This is a genomic window from Streptomyces sp. NPDC096324 (assembly GCF_044763015.1).
Lineage (GTDB): Bacteria > Actinomycetota > Actinomycetes > Streptomycetales > Streptomycetaceae > Streptomyces.
In genome coordinates this window covers 16,225-33,548 of the sequence record NZ_JBIWFK010000017.1, presented here as the reverse complement: position 1 = coordinate 33,548, position 17,324 = coordinate 16,225, and the positions used below count along the sequence as shown (strand labels likewise).

19 protein-coding genes are annotated in these 17,324 nt (G+C 68.1%); 2 read left to right on the top strand and 17 right to left on the bottom strand.

Annotated elements, in window-relative coordinates; genetic code table 11:
- Positions 1-348 precede the first annotated feature (348 nt).
- The 17 genes from ACIQ7M_RS34720 to ACIQ7M_RS34640 all read right to left on the bottom strand — a co-directional run bounded on the left by ACIQ7M_RS34720 (position 349) and on the right by ACIQ7M_RS34640 (position 15,942).
- The gene (locus ACIQ7M_RS34720; RefSeq protein ID WP_403651647.1) at positions 349-2,340 is read right to left on the bottom strand and encodes a tetratricopeptide repeat protein; all 1,992 of its coding nucleotides are present in this window, start codon (positions 2,338-2,340) and stop codon (positions 349-351) included.
- 269 nt (positions 2,341-2,609) lie between these two features.
- Entirely contained in the window at positions 2,610-3,026 is a 417-nt protein-coding gene (locus ACIQ7M_RS34715; protein WP_403651645.1) for a hypothetical protein, read from the bottom strand.
- Positions 3,027-3,421: 395 nt separating this feature from the next.
- The gene (locus ACIQ7M_RS34710; RefSeq protein ID WP_403651643.1) at positions 3,422-4,885 is read right to left on the bottom strand and encodes a tyrosine-type recombinase/integrase; all 1,464 of its coding nucleotides are present in this window, start codon (positions 4,883-4,885) and stop codon (positions 3,422-3,424) included.
- Entirely contained in the window at positions 4,882-5,052 is a 171-nt protein-coding gene (locus ACIQ7M_RS34705) for a helix-turn-helix transcriptional regulator (protein ID WP_403651835.1), read from the bottom strand. The genes ACIQ7M_RS34710 and ACIQ7M_RS34705 overlap by 4 nt, the downstream gene beginning before the upstream one ends.
- A 4-nt stretch (positions 5,053-5,056) precedes the next feature.
- Complete coding sequence (locus tag ACIQ7M_RS34700) at positions 5,057-6,232, bottom strand: AAA family ATPase (RefSeq protein ID WP_403651641.1); 1,176 nt, start codon at positions 6,230-6,232, stop codon at positions 5,057-5,059.
- Positions 6,229-7,146, bottom strand: a complete 918-nt coding sequence (locus ACIQ7M_RS34695) for a bifunctional DNA primase/polymerase (protein ID WP_403651639.1) — start codon at positions 7,144-7,146, stop codon at positions 6,229-6,231. The genes ACIQ7M_RS34700 and ACIQ7M_RS34695 overlap by 4 nt, the downstream gene beginning before the upstream one ends.
- Before the next feature lie 85 nt (positions 7,147-7,231).
- Positions 7,232-7,720, bottom strand: a complete 489-nt coding sequence (locus ACIQ7M_RS34690) for a single-stranded DNA-binding protein (protein ID WP_403651637.1) — start codon at positions 7,718-7,720, stop codon at positions 7,232-7,234.
- Positions 7,721-7,725: 5 nt separating this feature from the next.
- Positions 7,726-8,388 (bottom strand): hypothetical protein, encoded by a 663-nt coding sequence (locus tag ACIQ7M_RS34685; protein ID WP_403651635.1) that lies wholly within the window; start codon positions 8,386-8,388, stop codon positions 7,726-7,728.
- A 14-nt stretch (positions 8,389-8,402) separates the two neighbouring features.
- Positions 8,403-8,597, bottom strand: a complete 195-nt coding sequence (locus ACIQ7M_RS34680; protein WP_398394298.1) for a hypothetical protein — start codon at positions 8,595-8,597, stop codon at positions 8,403-8,405.
- A 151-nt stretch (positions 8,598-8,748) separates the two neighbouring features.
- Positions 8,749-9,000 (bottom strand): hypothetical protein, encoded by a 252-nt coding sequence (locus tag ACIQ7M_RS34675; RefSeq protein ID WP_403651633.1) that lies wholly within the window; start codon positions 8,998-9,000, stop codon positions 8,749-8,751.
- A gap of 140 nt (positions 9,001-9,140) precedes the next feature.
- Positions 9,141-11,345, bottom strand: coding sequence for a cell division protein FtsK (locus ACIQ7M_RS34670; RefSeq protein ID WP_403651631.1), 2,205 nt, complete (start codon positions 11,343-11,345; stop codon positions 9,141-9,143).
- Between the two features lie 258 nt (positions 11,346-11,603).
- Positions 11,604-13,091: a DNA cytosine methyltransferase gene (locus tag ACIQ7M_RS34665; RefSeq protein WP_403651629.1), complete on the bottom strand. Its 1,488-nt coding sequence runs from the start codon at positions 13,089-13,091 to the stop codon at positions 11,604-11,606.
- A gap of 20 nt (positions 13,092-13,111) precedes the next feature.
- Positions 13,112-13,432, bottom strand: a complete 321-nt coding sequence (locus ACIQ7M_RS34660; RefSeq protein ID WP_403651627.1) for a hypothetical protein — start codon at positions 13,430-13,432, stop codon at positions 13,112-13,114.
- Positions 13,429-14,079 (bottom strand): GGDEF domain-containing protein, encoded by a 651-nt coding sequence (locus tag ACIQ7M_RS34655; protein WP_403651625.1) that lies wholly within the window; start codon positions 14,077-14,079, stop codon positions 13,429-13,431. Before ACIQ7M_RS34655 ends, ACIQ7M_RS34660 begins: the two co-directional genes overlap by 4 nt.
- A complete protein-coding gene (locus ACIQ7M_RS34650) occupies positions 14,076-15,083 on the bottom strand; it encodes a DUF2637 domain-containing protein (RefSeq protein WP_403651623.1) in 1,008 nt (335 codons plus the stop codon). Before ACIQ7M_RS34650 ends, ACIQ7M_RS34655 begins: the two co-directional genes overlap by 4 nt.
- Entirely contained in the window at positions 15,080-15,679 is a 600-nt protein-coding gene (locus ACIQ7M_RS34645) for a hypothetical protein (protein ID WP_403651621.1), read from the bottom strand. The genes ACIQ7M_RS34650 and ACIQ7M_RS34645 overlap by 4 nt, the downstream gene beginning before the upstream one ends.
- Positions 15,673-15,942, bottom strand: a complete 270-nt coding sequence (locus ACIQ7M_RS34640; RefSeq protein ID WP_403651619.1) for a DUF6284 family protein — start codon at positions 15,940-15,942, stop codon at positions 15,673-15,675. The genes ACIQ7M_RS34645 and ACIQ7M_RS34640 overlap by 7 nt, the downstream gene beginning before the upstream one ends.
- A 635-nt stretch (positions 15,943-16,577) precedes the next feature.
- On the opposite strand from ACIQ7M_RS34640, the gene ACIQ7M_RS34635 reads away from it, so the two are divergent.
- A complete protein-coding gene (locus ACIQ7M_RS34635; RefSeq protein ID WP_403651617.1) occupies positions 16,578-16,913 on the top strand; it encodes a winged helix-turn-helix domain-containing protein in 336 nt (111 codons plus the stop codon).
- A 158-nt stretch (positions 16,914-17,071) separates the two neighbouring features.
- On the top strand, positions 17,072-17,317 hold the full coding sequence (locus tag ACIQ7M_RS34630) for a hypothetical protein (RefSeq protein WP_403651615.1): 246 nt from the start codon (positions 17,072-17,074) through the stop codon (positions 17,315-17,317).
- Positions 17,318-17,324 lie beyond the last annotated feature (7 nt).

Below are 17,324 nucleotides of genomic sequence, written 5' to 3'. Positions count from 1 at the left end.
GCCCTCTCTCGTTGTTGCGCACGGATCACGTGTGAGGAGCGTGTGGGCCAAACACGCGCCGGCCCCTTCCTCGTAGCTCCACTCTCCACGCAGTCCGGGACAGCGCTTTGCCTGCTGAGCGACTCACCTATCTACGGACCCGACTGCGGCACACACGCCGCCAGGGCATCGATGAACCTGAAGCGCGCCATGGAGCTGCGCGGCCAGCATCAGCAGCCTATTCGCATGGGGCAGATCAGGGCTGTCGATGACTCCTGGCCCTACGTACGGTTCCCCGCCGGAGACAGCAACAGGCTGATCGTGTGCACCAGCACGCGGCGAACCTGCGTCTGAATCCTAGCCATTACATCATTCGCCTCTCTGTTGACTTATTTGGAGATCAGTAAGGGCTTCTCGAGCCAGCTCAACATGGGGATGGTCATCACCTAACACTCTTTCCGCTTGAGTGAGGTAATCCTCATAAGCGGAGATCGCCCGCTCTGCTTCCCCGATCTCCCCGTACGCATATGCAAGATTACTTCGAATAATGAGGGTATAGGGGTCCCCTTCACCCAATGTTTTCTCGGCCACAGCGAGCACTTTTTGCAGCATTGGAACCGCTTTTACAGGATCACCCTCTTTCATGTAAGCGCATGCCAGGTTAGTCTGAGCAAGGAGTGTATCCGTGTGAGTAGCTCCCAATACCCGATCGGCATGAGCAACAACTTTTCCATAGAGAATGATGGCGCGCTCTCCGTCGCCGGATGCCTCGTAGGCGCCAGCGAGGTTATTCATCGTATTCAAGGCGTCCGGATGGAATTCCCCCAGGGATTCCACGGTTTCCCTTAGGGTCTCTTCGTAAAGAGAGACGGCTTGGCGCAGATCTCCATTTTCTTGGTAAGCATAAGCGAGGTTGTTGCACGCCGCCAGCGTATCGCGATGCACCCTCCCCAAAATCCTTCCCCGTCGGGAAAGGGTGACTTTGTAAAGGGGAATAGCTTTATCCGTATCCCCACACATCGTGTACGCATATGCCAGGTTGTTATAGATGGATAGAGTGGTGGGATGCACCTCCCCTAGGGCTTGTTCGCATGCGGTCTTAACACTCTCCCAGGTTGATATTGCCTCAACATATTTTCCAGCAGCCACATAGGTGCCAGCAAGATTATTACAGGCAATCAAGGTACTCGGATGGACCTCACCCATTTCTTGCGTGAGTCGATTTCGCACGACCTCCCAGAGGGGCACAGCCCGAGAATTCTGCTTGCACGCGTGAAAATAGTCACCGAAATCACAAAAGAGATCCATCAAAGTCGCAGATTCGTGACTCGCTGGCGCATTTTCCGCTAGGGCTATGACATGCGGGGCCAGGGAATCCCAAATGGGATTACTTACCGCCTCCGTGAATTCTGCCGCACTTGCAGCTTCGGCCAAAACATTTTCGGCTTCCGTGAGTCCAGAAGGCGCTTCGCCTCCGCGAGATTGAATCGCGGCACGTTGACGCAGTACCGTCTGTAGAAGCCGATGGACGTTCACGGTCTGCTGGTTGAAATAAACCATGCTATAAGCCCGCAGGACACCCAGAGCTTCATCTAGCTCAATTACGTCAGAGGCGAGCGGTGTCAGCAGGGTGCGTGAACAATGATCCGGGGCAAGCCAAGCTAAGGCGTACAGAATAGTTACTGCCAACTCATTGCGGGCGGTGATGGCCACCAAAGTTAGGTTCCAAATGCGGGCGACGGTCCGCTCAGGGTCGATACCATCGGCGGCTCTGTCTAGCATCAGGCCGAGCCGTTGGCGGTAGGTGGCGAAATCAATGCCTGTCTGATGTAAGTACGCCCCAGCCTGTTCCAGAGCCAGGGGTAGGTACCCCAAGTCTGCGGCTAGGTCTGCGGCGTCCTGCCGCTGTTGGTCTGTGGGCGACTGGCCCACCAAGGCCAGGGTGCACAGCAGGTCAACCGAAGCGTCGGGAGCCAAGACATCTAGAGGAAGGGTAGGCGCGATGGTGTGCCAGCCGACGGCTATGCGGCTGGTGGCTAGATGATGTCCGCCGCTCAGAGTGCCCAAGTATGGGCGCAGGTGTTCAGGGTCTTCGACGTTGTCGTAGACGAGCAACCATTCGGGATGCCACTGCAACCAGGTGATCGCCCAGTTTGTGCGCTGATCCGGTTGAGCGGTGGCCGCCCACTGTGGGTGCAGCCGCACGGCTAGGGCTGCCAGAGAGGCGTCGATCTGTTCGGGAGAGGCGGCAGCGATCCACCACACCAGGCTGTAAGCGCCTCGGTAGCGATGGGCGTAGTGCAGGGCCAAAGCACTCTTACCGATTCCGCCCAGGCCGTGCACAGCCTGAGCCTGGGTCACGGCTGCTTCACCTTGCCGGGCTAGAGCCACACGCAGCCGCTCCAACTCCCTGTGTCGACCGACGAATACCCCGTGTGCTGGACTCGGCAGATAGCCAGCGCCCAGCGGTACGTGGATATCCTTCGCTGCCTGTACCTCCGCAGCCGACAACATCACTTGGTGAACTTGGTTGTTATCGCCAGTCACTGCGACGTTGATGCCCCGTCCAGCGATTGATCGTTCGCCCGAGGCGGCAGTCTGCTCCGGTTCCCTCGGTGGCGGTGCACCATTCACTTGGTGACCTGGTTGTGGTCGCCGGTCACCACTACGTCGATGCGCTGGGCAGCGACTGCCCGTGTCCCGGATGCGATGTTAGTCACCGGCGCGACACCGGACAGCAGCGCGGTCACCTGTCGCAGCAATTCGGCGTCCTCGCGCAGCGTCCGCTTGATCTGTTGGCGCAGTGCGCCGGCAGCGTCCTCGTCCTCCTGGGCAGCCGCTGCCTCCTGTACAACCTCCTCGAACGCAGCCCGCTCCAGCTCATCACCGCGGCGCCACAACAGATGCAAAATCCGGCGTCCGACATTTGCCGTGGCTTCTGCCGCCGCACTCTCCGTCCTGACCAGCACCGCACCCCCGTATGTAGCCAGCGCTGCTGAGATGTACGGCCAGGCCTGCTGCACCACCGGTACGATCTCGGTACTCATCCCCGCCCCCACCTCGCACCCTTCACCCGTATCACGGTCGACTCAGTGTAGAGACCAGTTGACTACTTGTGGCCGAGATGTCCAAAGCCCGCGTTCTAGGCTGGTCTTTGTCTTGATGGAGTGGTACGCCCGCCCGCCAGAGCGACAACGGCCTCTCCTCTGCCGTTACGTGGCTGATCGCTGTGCACGCGGTACGGTCCGTCGGCCGGGCTGAAGAAGGATGTGGACGGGAGCGCAAGCCCGACCAGGGACCGGACCGCGCGGGAAGCGGAGCGAGCCGCCAAATGGCGCAGAGAGATCTGTAACGCGGTTCAGTGCCTGCTCCGCACCAACGAGGGCGCCCTAGCGCCAGAGGTGGAACTCGCGCCATCGGCTACCCGCTCGGCGCCCTCCATTTAAGTGCCCTCCCATCCCATCACCTTTTCGATCTTCTTATTGTTCTCTGCTTCACTGTCGTCGATGACGCCGGCGTATCGGCGGTGGATGACCTCCGGCGAGTTACCGACGCGCCTGGCCACCTCCGCTACTGGGAGACCGGCACGAAGCCAGTTCGTGATGCACGTGGCCCGCAGGTGGTACGGCTTCCGAGCCAAGGGCGAAGCCACCTTGTCCGGTGGGAGTGCTAGTGGCCGGGCTTCCTGCCACACCCGCCAGTAGCTAGAGGTACCGAGTAGGTCCCCACGCTCATTGGGGAAGATCCTCCCGTCCTTAGCGGTGCCGAACTCCTTCAGGTGTGCTCGTAGCATCGCTACCAGAACGGGAGGGATTGGTACCGGCCTGTCCGTTCCAGACTCCCGCGACTTCAGCCCTCGCTTGTCGTGCCGCTCGCCTGAGTCGGTCCACTTCTTACCCGAGATCGGACGCGTCTCCCAGAGAGTGAGCGTCCCCCATCCCTTTTCAGGGAGCTGGCAGTCAGACAACCGGAGTCCGACCGCTTCGGCCGGACGTATCGCCGCGTACAAGATGCAACCGAAGAAGGCGACAAGGCGCCGCCCCCGGTTGCGGTGCACCGAGCCGACGTACGAGACAGCCGTGAGCAGCTGGCTCCCCTGCACCTCATTGACCAGGACCCTCGGATCCACAGCATCGCTCCCGCTAGAAGCAGGCCGCTTCACTCCCGCCAGTGGATTCCCTTCCAGGTATCCCTCTTGAACCGCGTAGTCCATGGCCGTGTTGAATCCGCGACGGCGACGCTTGTACGTATCCGCTGCCGCCGGTTTGCCGTCCAGCTTGAACGACAGCCAGTAGTGGACGTCACGCACAACTTTGGAGTCCCTGAGAGCCGACAGACGAAGAGAATGACTCGCCAGCCACGCACAAGCCTTCTCCAGGTCCGGTGGAGGCTGCTCATCCTTGTGAGCCGGTACGACGGCCCACCGCACGGCACGCCGCACGTCTTCTAGGGCCGGCGTGCCGGGGCTCTCCCCCATCATGCCGAGAGCTGCGGTAGCGAGACTGTCCGCCAGCCCCTCACGCGTCTTCGCTGCGGCGGTGCGCCAGCGCACTGCCATGTACTCGCGAGAGAAGTCCCACCATGACGAGTCCGGCCTGGTGATCGCCTTCTCTGCCGCTGCCCGGAGTTCCGATTCGGGAAGCCCGGTTTCCACGTCGAAGGCTTCGCCCTTGCGCATAGCCCGCCACAGTTCCGCACGGCGGCTCTCGGCAAGCGCCGTTGTCGTGAAAGTCGCGTGGCGCACTTTTCCGGCGACGACCCAACGAAGCTGGTACGGCGCTGTCTTGCTGGAGATCTTGCTGACTTTCCAGACTCGGACGTCGGTGGAAAGGATGGGCTCTTCGTACCCGGCCGGGCGCTCGCCTCCACGAGCGCCCGGAACTGCGTTGGCCTTGCGATTGGTCACGCGGCTTCCTCCAAGGCTGCGATCCAGCGCTCCAGCTCCGAACGGCGTATACGTACGGCACCGTTCGGGAGCTTGATGGCCTTGGGGCCCTTCCTCAGCTGCCGCCAGCGGTAAAAGGTCGACAGAGGCACGCCGATTTCCTCTATGACCTGGGAGATCGTGAGCATCTCGTCACGCGCCACGGTCGGTTCCTTCCGAGTTCTCACCAGCGGAACGGGAGTGGGACAGGTGGGACAGTCCCGATTCCGGCTGGCCCACCTGTTCGTGCAGTTCAGGTGCGGTACTGGGACAGTCGGACAGCTGGGACACCCCCGGCGCACCCTGTGTTCGGCTCTCGGTGTCCGGGTAGTACCGGCCGCTGGCGTCCTTGGTCAGCTGTCCGTCTGCGGCCATGCGCGAGCAGGTGCGGCGGACGTTCTCGGCATCGAGCTGCGGCAGTGCGGCGACGATGTCCCGCGGGCGTGTACCAGGGTTCTCCCGAACGTGGCGGAGGATCACCGCGCGGGTGTCGCCGATGGTGTGGTCGGTGACCGGGCCATCGAGCATCTGCCAGGCTCCGGAGGCGGCTCGGAACTGAAGCGCGTACTCGGCTTCGTCCACGTCACGTCCGGTCACGTGCAGGATGCCGTCCGCCTGGCCCCGCGCCCTCTTCAGCACGAGCGTGGCGTCCGCGGCGCCGGCGACGCCGTTGGTGCCGGACACCTCGGTCAGGAAGTCGTCCGAGCCTGCCTTGCGGACGTGGTGGACGAGCACCACGGCGATGCCGTAGTGATCGGCGATCCGCTTGGCGTAGCCGACCGCGACGTAGTCCGCGTCGTACGCGGACACGCCCTGTGGGGCTTGGCCGCGCATCTTGGCGAAGACGTCGATCACGACCAGGCGGGCGTCCGGGTTGCGCTCCAGCCAGTTGGCGATGGCGTCGCTGCCGCCCTGGGGGAAGGGCGGGCACTCGGTCACCAGGGTCAGTCCGGCCGGAGCGGCCTGGTTCCCGAGCATCTTGCCCATGCGGGTCTGGAGACGGCGCGGGGTGTCTTCCAGGGCGAGGTAGAGCACCGGGCCGCTGTCGACGGGCAGGGAGCCGAAGGCGTTCCCGCCGGTGGCGACCGCGAGGGCCAGGCCGAGGGACAGCCAGGACTTGCCCACCTTGGGCGGTCCGGCGAGCAGGCTGACGCCCTCGGCGAGGATGCCGGGCACTGCCCACTTGGGTTCGGGAAACTCTGCGGCCATGAGTTGATCCGCTGTCCAGGCGGTGCGCGGGCGCTCCCGTTTGGGCAGCTCGCGCGGGGCCTGTTCAGGATCGCTGGGCACCGAGTACAGGTGCAGTGGAGGGATCGGATTGGTGCTCATGTCGCCCCGTCCGTAACGGCGTTGAGGCCGTTGGCGACGGCGCGGCGGGCGTACCGCTCGGGGACGCCGACGGAGACGGCCGCGTCGATGATCTGCGCGCCGATGGCGTCCAGCCCGCAGGGTCCGGGGCACTGCGCGTGCCGGCTGGCCTGGAACCGGGCCACTTGAAAGGCCTGCGATCCCGCGCCGGATTCGGTGTGGCTGCGGACCAGGGCGAGCCCGTGTTCCAGGCCGGTGCGCACGTACTGCTCAGTGTGCCTGCACCCGCTGGCAACGGTCCGGTCCCACCGTGGGTGCGCGCTGGAAGAAGAGGCCACCCTCCCCCGGGGTGGGGTGGCCTCTTCTCGCACGGCGAGCGCGCGGACGGCGGACGGCAGGTCCGTCATGATGCCGTCGCCGGGGCCGAGCCAGCGGGCGTAGGCCATGAGCGACTTGACGTCCACGCCGGGCCGGACCGCGTTGACGGACCGCATGGCCCCTCGGTAGAGCCAGTGCTGACCGCGGGCGGTCGGCACCGTGCGGGTGGCCTGGAGTGTCATGCGTGCCCACGCGATGGCCGCCGCGTTGTCCAGGTCGAGGACGGTCAGTCCCGCGCCGCCCGGGTGGTAGGCGATGGAGACGGCCTGCCGCCATGCCGGGGCCCACGCGCGGGAGGTAATCACGTCGGGGTCCGTGGTGGCAGCGGCCCATCCGTGGCACACCGAGGGGCACTGGCAGGGGCCCGCGCTCTTCATGTGCGGCCGGCCGCCGCAGGCGCCGTTCGCGCAGGCGCGGCAGTTGCCGAACGGCACCTTCCCTGCCCGCAGGGGCAGCACCGGCACTCCGGCGGTGGCCAGGTACAGCGCGGTGCGCAGGGGGTTCCCGTCCGGACGGTCCGAGGGAGGCGGGGAGGCGGTCTTGCCTGTGGGTGTCATGCTGGAGGTCTCCTGTTCTGTCGAAGGGACAAGAGAGCCGGGGCGGCGGTGGTCTTGTGGTGAGAGACGGCCGCCCCGGGCGTTTCTAGAACGGCGGCTCGTCGCCTGTCGCCGGGGCACCGGCCGAAGCGGATGCGCTCCATCCGCCGGGAGCGGGTGCGGCGTTGTTCCAGGCGTCGTTGGCCGGGGCGGATCCGGCGCCGTTGCGCTGGGCGCGTTCGACCGTGGCCGTGGCGAAGCGCAGCGAGGGGCCGATGTCGTCGACTTCCAGGGCGAGCATGGAGCGGTTCTCGCCCTGGTCGGTCTTCCAGTTGTGCTGGCGCAGGCGGCCGGTGACGACCACGCGCATGCCCTTGGTCAGGGACTCGGCGACGTGGTTGGCGAGGTCGCGCCAGGCGGTGCACCGCAGGAACATCGCGGTGCCGTCCTGCCATTGGTTGGTGGTCTTGTCGTAGCTGCGCGGGGTGGAGGCGACGGAGAATTTGGCGATGGCGGCGCCGCTGGTGGTGAAGCGCAGTTCAGGGTCTGCGGCCAGGTTGCCGACGATGGTGACGGGGGTCTCTCCCACGGACATGTGGATCACTCGCTTTCGGTGTGGGTGGGGATCTGATGGGCGGCGGGCGCGGCGGCGATGCCGCGCGGGGCGTCGCCGACCGGGCCGACGACGGTGGGCAGCCCGGCCGCGGTGAGCGCCTGCGGGTCGAAGCCGGGCAGTGCGGCGCGGGCGGTGAGGGCCTGCGCGAGGGCTTCGGCGTACGCGGCGCCGGTGCGGGCCACCTCGATCTGCGTGGTGCCGCGAATGGCTTCCAGGCGTTCGAGGTGGGCGTGTTCCTCGCGGCGGTCGCTCACGTGCCGTTCGTGCGCCGTGCGGGTGCGGCGGTCGGTGCGCCAGTAGCGGGCGGCGAGGCCGTAGGCGCCGGCAGTGGCGACGGACCACAGCAGCAGCGGGAGCGGGAGCCCGTCGGTGTATCCGGCGACGCCGGCGAAGGCGAGCGCTCCGGAGGCGGCGAACGCGGTGCCCGCGATGACCGGGTCTCCGGCGCGGCCGACGCTCGCACACGCGCCCGCAGCGGCGGCGCCGATGGACAGGGCGGTCATCAGCACGGCGTTGCCGAGGGAGTGTTCGGCGCCGTTGGCGTTCCAGACGCGGGCGAGGGCGAGGACGGTCGTGGTGGCGAGGGCGGGTGCGGTCTTGGGTGCGGCGAGGGCGAGCCAGTGCCGGGTGACGATGGGTTCGTTCACGATGGTCTCTCCCGTCAGTTGCCGAGGTCGGCCAGCGCGGTGGCGGACGCCTGGACGAGGTTGTGGATGGGTTCGTAGGCGCCGGTTCCTGCGGCGAAGAAGCCGAAGAGGAACAGCACCAGGGCGGCGCCGCCACCGGCGGACTTGGTCTTGACGGCGAGGGCGGACGCGGCGCCGAACAGCAGCACGGCGGAGATGTTGAGGATCACGGGAACTCGTTTCCGGGCGAGGTGAGCGGGTGGATAGGCTCTGCGCGCCCTGGGTGCTGGCAAGTTCGGGGCGACAGACCGGCGGCCGTGCCTGCCTGGCTCCAGCTAGGAGCGGGGTCCGTCTCATGACGGGCGGTCGCCGGTCGCGTGCTCAGCCGGTGCCGGCGCGGTAGATGCGGGCCCAGCGGTTGTAGAGCCAGCGGCCGGCGCGTATGCGTTTGCCGGTGGCCTTGCAGCGGCGGCAGTCCTTGCCGCGCTTGAGGCGTCCTTTGCGGTCGGTCTTGAGTGCGTGGCCCATACCGCGGCACTTGCGGCAGTTGCCGAACGGCGAGGCCGCACACAGCCCGCCGTAACCGAACGTGACGGCGATCAGGCAGGCGACAGCGGCGAGGATGGGGGTCATGACGGGCCCTCCGGGCGGGTTTTCGGGGTTTCCGCTGATGGGCCGCTAGGCACTAGCGGCCTGATCACGTGTGATGTGGGGTGCTAGCGGTGCCGCTAGACCTAGCGGGGTGTGGTGCTAGGTCTAGCGGCGTTCTCCGCTCAGCCCGCGTCCCGCTTTCCGTCACGCTCCGCAATCGTTGTGGTGATGCGGGCGCGTTCGATGCCGCGCCGGTTGGCGCCCTTGCCGGACTCGGTCTTGCCCCATACCTGGCCGGTGGTGATGCCGTGGGGCTTGAGGGCTGCGGCCAGTCCTTCGGCGTCCCAGCCGCCGTAGACGTCCGGCCGCAGTTCGGCGAGCCGGGCGACGACGGTTTCCGACCACGCCTTGGGCTCCTCCGCGGGGACGACGGCGAGGATGTCGGCGAGCAGGTCGTATCCGGCCGCCTCGCTGACCTGCGGTTCCTGTCCGAGGGCGTGTCCGGCGAGCGTGCCCGCCTTCTCGCGTGCCGCGCGGGCGCGCAGGGCGATGGTCTCGGCCAGCACCGAGTTGACGTTCACGGAGCGCACGATGCGGGCGTCCGAGCCCTCGCCGACGAAGTAGCAGATGCCCTTGTCGGCCCAGGAGAACATCGTCGCCCGCACCCCGCGCTTGTACGAGGACGTGCCGAGCACCATGTCGTTCTCCAGCTGGCCCATGACCTTCAGGCACCAGCGGGCCGAGGCGTTGGCGCTGATCCCGGTGGGCAGCGACTTGGCGTCCGGGCGCTGGGTGGCCAGCAGCAGCACGATTCCGGTGGCCGGTCCGCGCTTGACCAGGTCGGTGCAGATCTCCTCGAACTCGGCCCCGTACTTGGGGTGTTCGAACCACTTCTGGCACTCGTCCACCCCGATCACGATCGGGTGCAGTCCCAGCGCTGGCTTGTTCGCTAGCTCGGTGGTGACCTTGGACTCCGGGCAGATGTCCCGGGGAAGCGAGCGGATCACCTTGGCCCGGCGGCGCAGCTCGCCGCGGACCTCGCGCATGTCGGCCAGCGCGTACTCGAAGTCCTCCTCGTCCTCTCCGGCCCGGTGGCGGTAGGAGACCTGGTCGCCGACCGGGTCCAGGTCGCCGGTGCCCTTCATGTCGTAGCTGTGCACTTCGGCGCGCGGGTCCAGGGCGGCGAGCAGCAGGAGCAGGCGCAGCAGGAACGTCTTGCCCATGCGCGGGATCGCGCCGATCACCCCGGCGATGTACATGAGGGTGACCTCGACCCAGCGTCCGCGCTGGTCGGTGGCGAACGCGGCGGGCTTGAACAGGTCCACCGAACCCGCCTTGGCCAGCGGCCACGCGGGCGCCCTGGTCTTGGACATGTCCTGATCGCCCACCCACAGCACCAGACGGCCGGTGTGCTCGTCCGGCACCGCCTCGGGCCACACGCATCCCAGCGGGCGGCGCAGCCCGGAGGCGAGGCGTTCGCGGCGGTCCATCACGTCGGTGACCGTGACGCCGTACGGCAGGTCCCCCTCGGCACGCCAGCCGGGCCCGTCGCGGGTGATCGGGGCGGTGAACGCGAACCCGTCCCGGCCCTTGCCCCGCGCCTGGTTGATCGCCGGGATACCGAGTGCCCCCAGCGCCCGGAGCACAATGTCCGAGGTGAGCTTGGGCGCGTCGGGAAGTTCCACAGCCCTGTGGACGACCGGGGCATCGGCCTGGCGTCCGGCGGAGCCTAACGCCAGCACGACCGCGGCCACCGACACCGCCTGGAGCCAGTCCGGGGCGAGGACGTAGAGGGCGAGCGCGGCACCGATTCCGGTGAACAGGGCGAGCACGGCCACGATGGTGCGCAGCCTCACCCGGCCGTCGCGCTGCCGCGACAGCTTCAGGTACTCGGCGGCGTCCTCGCGGCGGACGGCGGCGAGGCGGACCGGCTCGCCCTCACGGTCGGCGACCCACCGCATCGTGCCGCCGACGAACCGGGCCGCGCCCGTCGGGGCCCGGAAGGCAAGGCGAGCGGCGTAGACCGGGGTGCGAAGGGCATGATAGCCGGCGGTGTGCGCGTAGTGGCGGGCCACCCACGCGGACGCGGTCTTGAGTTCCGCCAGCGACTTCAGCCAGAGCGGGACAACCGCCCGGCGCTTGGCTCCGGCGAGCCGACCGAGATAGCCCGGACCGGTAGCGGTCGGCGTCTCGCGGTCGACCATCACCCGGGTACTCGGGTCGGCCGACTCATCGCCCGACCCGTCCGCGAGCGAGTCGGGCGACCGGTCGCCCGACTCGGTGCGGGCCGACCGCGCCTTGCCGAGGTCGACTACCTCGGCCCTGGAGTCGGCTGTCATCTCTGCTTCCAGCCGGTTGAAGAGTTCGTTGTCGTCGGGGTGGTTCACTGAAGGGTCCTTCCGAGAGGGAGGTAGGGCGGGGTCCGGACGACGCTGTAGAAGGTGGACGGACGGACCCCGCACGGCGCCGCTACGGTGAGCGGCATGGGGGAATCTGAGAACGGGACACGGCCGTGCAGGTGGTGCCAAACGCCGGTGCCACAGCCGCGAAGCCGCTGGCGCCGCCAACGCTTCTGCAGCAAGGCGCACCGCCGCAGGACGCGAATCCTCAAGGCCGTGCTGGGAATCCTGGACAGCCTGTAGTAGCTAGGCCGCGTGGGCTGCGGTGCGGGCCAATGCCTCGGTGACGCGTTCGCCGATCCACTGGGCGACGTTGCAGGACACGGCGTTTCCGGCCTGCATGGTCTGCTCGCCCTTGTTGCCGTGGACGATGTAGTCGGCGGGGAAGCGCTGCGCGAGCAGCTGCTCGCGCGGCTGGATCATCCGGTAGTGGCAGTCGTCCAGCTCCGGGGCCGGGCCGAGCAGCCCGGCGGAGTCCTTGGTGCCGAGTGTGTGCAGCGGCTCGCCGGCCGACTTGGCGAGCGCGTTGCGGTAGGGGATGACGAGCCAGTGGTGCCGCCCCTGCCCGGTCACCGTGTCGACCGGTGCGGAGACCGGGCGGGCGGTGGCGTTGCGGCGCAGCGTGACGATGAACGAGTCGTCGACCGGCGGCGGGGTCAGCAGCGCCTCGAACCCCTTGGGGTTGGCCAGCCTGGTGCGCATCGGCTCGCTCGTAAGAGTCGGCTGAGTGTTCCAGGTGCCGCCGGTCGGTACGAGGACCGCGTCGCCGATCTTGACCGTGCGGGCCGCGAGTGGCGCCGTGTCGGCGGGGACCGCGCGGCCGTCGTGCCCGCTGTGGTTGACCGTGAGGACCATCCGCGTCTCACCGAGCAGGTTCAGCCCGGCACGGATGCGCTTGACCGTGTTCGCGGCCAGCGGGCGCAGCCCGTGCGCGCCGCGGTCGCCGATCCGCACACCGAGGTTGGACCAGTCGATGATGGACGCGGCCGGACGCACGTACGGCTCCACCAGGGCGTGACGGCAGGCCGTGTTCGGGCAGCGGTAGTCGTACTGCTGCTTGTACTTGCCCACCCGGCGGCCGTTACGCCAGGTCTGCACTGCCCGCACTTCCTGCCCGCACTCGGTGCAGTGAGCCAGCGGCGAGGGCGTGAGATCGGGGACAGGCACGTCGGTGCGGGTGAACACGATGTAGATGCGGTCCCGCCACTGAGGTGCCGGGAGGTTGTCTTCGCCGCCGATGTGGGCGGATGACACCGAGACGACCTGGGAGCGGTAGCCGAGCATTTCCATGCCCCTGCGCCACCAGTCGAACAGCTCCCAGTCCACGGCGAATTCGAGGACGTTCTCGCACAGCACGGCGGCGTAGCGGTGCACCTCGGTCGCCCGGATCACGTCGTAGGCGGTGGCCCGGGTGCGTTCCCAGCCCGCGTTCTCCACCGACCCGTACTCCCCCAGTTCCAAAGAGAGTTGGCCGTGGGTGCGGCGCCTGCCGCCGGCCGGGGAGATCTCCGTGCAGATCGGCGAGGCCCACAGGATGTCCGTCCGGGGCAGGCGCCGCATGTCGTAGTTGTTGATGTCCGCGCACAGGTGGTCCGCCTGGCGGTGGTTTGCGGCGTGCGTCTCCACCGCGCGCTGCCAGTGGTTGGCGGCCAGGCGCAGTTCGAGCCCGGCGCCGACCAGGCCCGTCGAGGACCCACCCGCGCCGCAGAACAGATCAGTGAACGTCAGGCTCATGCCTGATCTCCCATTCAAGGTCAGAGGTCGAACAGGCCCGGCGCCTCGACCGCCGGGGCAGCGGCGCGGCGGATGGCGGCCGTGTAGCACTCCGGGCACCACGCCCGCAGCTCCGACGGCGGCAGAGTGACGGCCCGGGTCGGCGGCATGGACGGGTCGGCCGGTGCGGCCATCAGGCGGATGCGGTGGCCGTGCTTGCTGGTGTAGCCGTCGTGCTCGCGCGGGCAGCGGCCCTCCCCCTTGGCATGCGGGTTGCCGCACTGGCCCGAGCACTGGCAGCGGCGGCCGGCGGCTTCCATCACCGGCAGCCACGTGGCGACGGCGGCGAGAGGTTCGCTCATGCGGCCACCGCCACGACCGGGGCACCCGTGCGGGCACCGGTGCGGCCGGAACGGCGGCCGGTGACGGTGGCGAACAGCCGGCCCAAACCGGCACGGCGCAGCCCAGCACGCCCCTGCTTGGCCGCGTACATGGCCTCATCCGCCCGCCGCAGCAGACCGGACAGCCCGTCCTCGGCGAAGTCCGCCGCCCGTACCCAGCCGAGAGAGACCGTGGTGTGCAAGCCAGGGTCGTGGCCGTCGACGGGGCGCGCGAGGACACCGTGGAGCACGGCCAGCAGGTCGGCGGCGGTGCCGTGCTCGTCGATGAGGACTGCGGCGAACTCATCGCCCCCGAGCCTGCCCGCGACCCCAGCACCGCCGACGTGCCGGGCCAGCCGTTCGGCGGTCGCCTTCAGCAGTACGTCTCCGGCGGCGTGACCGTGGGTGTCGTTGATTTGCTTGAACCGGTCGACGTCTGCGAGGACGACGACCGCGCGCGGGTCCTTCAGCAGGATCGCGGCCCGGCGGGTGAACCCGTCCCGGGTCACCAGACCCGTCAGCGGGTCGCGGCGGGCCGTGTTCAGGCAGCCGAGCAGCCAGCGCACGTGCACCGCCCATCCGGCGGCCAGCGGTGCGGCAGACAGCAGGAGCGTGGCGAGGGTGTTCACGCGGCAACCTCCTGGTCGTCGTCGGACGGGTCCGTGACGGGGTGCAGGGCGCGGCCGTCGGCCCGCTCCGCGAGCAGGGCGTCGCGGACCTGCCGGGCCGGTCCCGAACCGCAGCGCAGCGCCTTGCGCAGCGCTTCGGCGTTCACGTCGGTATCCGCCCAGTCGGTGGTGACGGTGCGGGCTTCGGCGAGCAGGTCGGCCGTAGTGCGCTGGGCAGCCTTGGTCCTGCCCTTGCCCGTGGTGCCGGTCGTTTTGCGGGCGGGCTTCGTCCGCTCCTGCGGGACGGGGGCGGACGCCGGGACCGGGGCCGGCTGAGGCTGGACCGTGCCGGCGGCAGGGTCCGCCTGGGTGAACTGGCCCAGCCGCAACAGCACCCGCTCACGCTCCGGGGCGGTCTTGCGCCAGTCCTTGCCGTACTGCTCGCGCATCGCCGCACGGTCCAACAGGCGGCGCTTCTCCAGCTCAAGCGCCGTGCTGTAGGAGGTGACCTCCCACAGCGCCATACGCCGCCACAGGGCGTAGGTGGAGAACGGGGCGTGCAGCCAGCGGGACTTGCGGATCTTCTCCATCCGGCGGCCCGTCGCCGCGCCGATCCGGACCGCGTACATGTGCGCAGCGATCTCGGAGAACACCACCCACAGCAGCGGCATCGTGCCGTGCGCGACCTTCGCGGCCACCTCGCGGCCGGCCGCCACGTTCAGCCAGCACGTGACCAGAGTGAGCACCCAGGGCACGAACCGCACCCAGGCCAGCGGCATCCCCAGCCGGATGAGCAGCAGGTTCGCCGCAGTGAACACCGGGATGGCCACGTCGATGCCCACGGGGAGCATCCACGGGTGCCCGAAGTCCCAGCGCACGGCGGCACCGGTCACCGCGTCGAACGACGATGCCAGACCCAGGGCGCCCACACCGGCGGCGGCCAGCGCGGCCAGGCCCATGGCGCCCTTCTCCGCCCGCTTCAGCGGCGGCACCCCGATGGGAGTGGCGTTCGGTTCGGCCGTCATGACGCACCCCCCGGCAACGGCGGGTTGGACCGACCGGTCAGCGCCGCGATCTCGTCCCCGGTGAGCACGGTCCGGTCGTTCATGGCGTGCGCCACGGTGCGGATCTCGGGCCACAGATGACCGACCTTGCGGCGCGCCATGCCCTGGACCATCCCCCAGGACTTGCCACCTGCGGGAACGTGGTCCCGCCCGAGACGGAACCCGAACCCGGCGAGGATGTCGACGGCCTGCTCACGGTCATGCGGTGCCGAGCAGGCGGCAGCGCGCTCCGGCGTCCACAGCCCGTGGGCCATCAGGTAGCCGACCTGTGCGATCTCCCCGGCGGCAGCCTGTGCGGCGAACCGCCAAGCATGGGTCTCGCCGAGGTCGTACGTGGTGCTGCCCGTCATCGCCCAACGGCCGTTCTCGGCCGTCCAGGCAACAACCTCACTGGCCACCACGCGGATGCCGTAGGACATGGCCAGCACGGCGTGACCGGCCTCATGGAAGGCCACACTTAACCGAGCCTGCTCGTAGGGAAGCGCACTGGACAGCAGGGGCTTGGGCCGGCCGGTGTGGTCGGCCAGCACCTCGGGGCGAGCGGCCGTCGTCAGCATGCGGCACCTCGCGAAAGGCTCGCGGTGGACGTGCTGTTGGCGAGGTCCGGGCGCAGGGTCAGCACCCGGTTCCGGGCGCGGCGCAGACGCCGGGTGTCCACCTCGCTCGGGACACGGTCAAGGGTCGTGATCTGAACGTCCAACAGGTCGACCTCCGCCAGGATCAGCGGAATCTCCCTCTCGATGACGTCCAGTTCGGCGTCCGAGGGCTCGCGGTCGGTGTCGGCGGTAACACCCGCCTGAGCAGCACCGATGTACCTCATGGGTCGATGTCCTCTCGCAGGGAAACGGCCCCACCGCGGTCCCTGGGGTGCCACCCGGGGACCGCTCGCCGTTTCAGGGAAGGAAGTGGGTCCGCGCATGCCGCGCGGGGCGACCGCGCAGCGGCGGCCGGCGCGCCCCGTCAGGGAGTCGAACCCTGTCGGGGCTTCGTGCAACCGGACTTCACCGGACTGCCGTTGGTACAGCCGTCCGGTCCCGAGCCGGGAATTCGGGGGCGTCATCGTCTGACGTCAGGAGGGCAGCGCGTACCAGATGGCAGCCGAACGACTGACTTCCCGGCAAGGGAGAGATGATCCGCTCGGCTGTTCTCCAGAGCTGACACGCAAGGGCAGGACGGGTGCACCTACCGCGAAGGTGTTGCTGCCAGCGGCCATCACCCGGACCGCAACGGAGACGGGGCGAGCCCCGTCGAACTAGTCACACTGTTGAGTTCTCAACCAACGAGCACTTCCTTCGTACTCACCCGCGCGGGGCTTTCCTCCGGGCGCTGACGCAGATCAAACGGAGGCTCTTTGATCGGATGGGCCCTCACTGACTAGCTTGCACTAGTCTGCTGTGGTGCACAACCCTTGCGGAGTGATGCGCGCTAGTTCGCTGTGATGGGTAACCTCAAGGCATGACTGCCACAGGAGGGCCCAAGTCGAAAGCGATGCAGGTCGCGGACGAACTCCGGGACGACATCAAGAGGATGAAGCCGGGGGAGAAACTTCCGTCTCAGCGGGAGCTGATAGACCGCTTCGGGTATGCGAGCCAGACCATCCAGAACGGGCTGGCCGCACTTCGAGCTGAGGGGCTGATCGTGTCAGCGGGGAACCTCGGCAACTTCGTCGGCGACGGCTCTGCCCCCAGTGGTGACGTGCGGGATGACATCAAAGAAATCCGCTCCCAACTCCTGGCGTTGACTGAACGACTCGAAGCGCTTGAGAGCCGTTCCGTACCGGGTGGCGCTTGATCTGCAACCAGAATGGGGCCGACACAGCGTGTGGGGTAAGTGACAGCCTGGGGGCGGAGGACTGAGGGCGGGGACATGTCCAGTGACACCGCTCTGTCACCTTCCCTGTCCCCCCTGCTCGCGCGCGAGACTCGGTGTAGGCACTCGAAGGAGGGCGCATGACCGACGCAAGGCCCGCATGGGCGCGGCGCATCGCTGCCGAACGGATGGCGCGCGACTGGTCGCAACGTGACGCGGTGAGGGCGCTGCGCGCACACGCTCCGACGGAGCTGCCAGCGGACGAAAGCATGATCCGCCAGTGGAAGCGCTGGGAGTCGGGCCAGACGCCGAATGACTTCTATCAGCCGCTCATCGCAGCTCTCTTCGGCACGGTGACGCATGCCCTCTTCCCTGCCCCTTCTTGATGGCGAG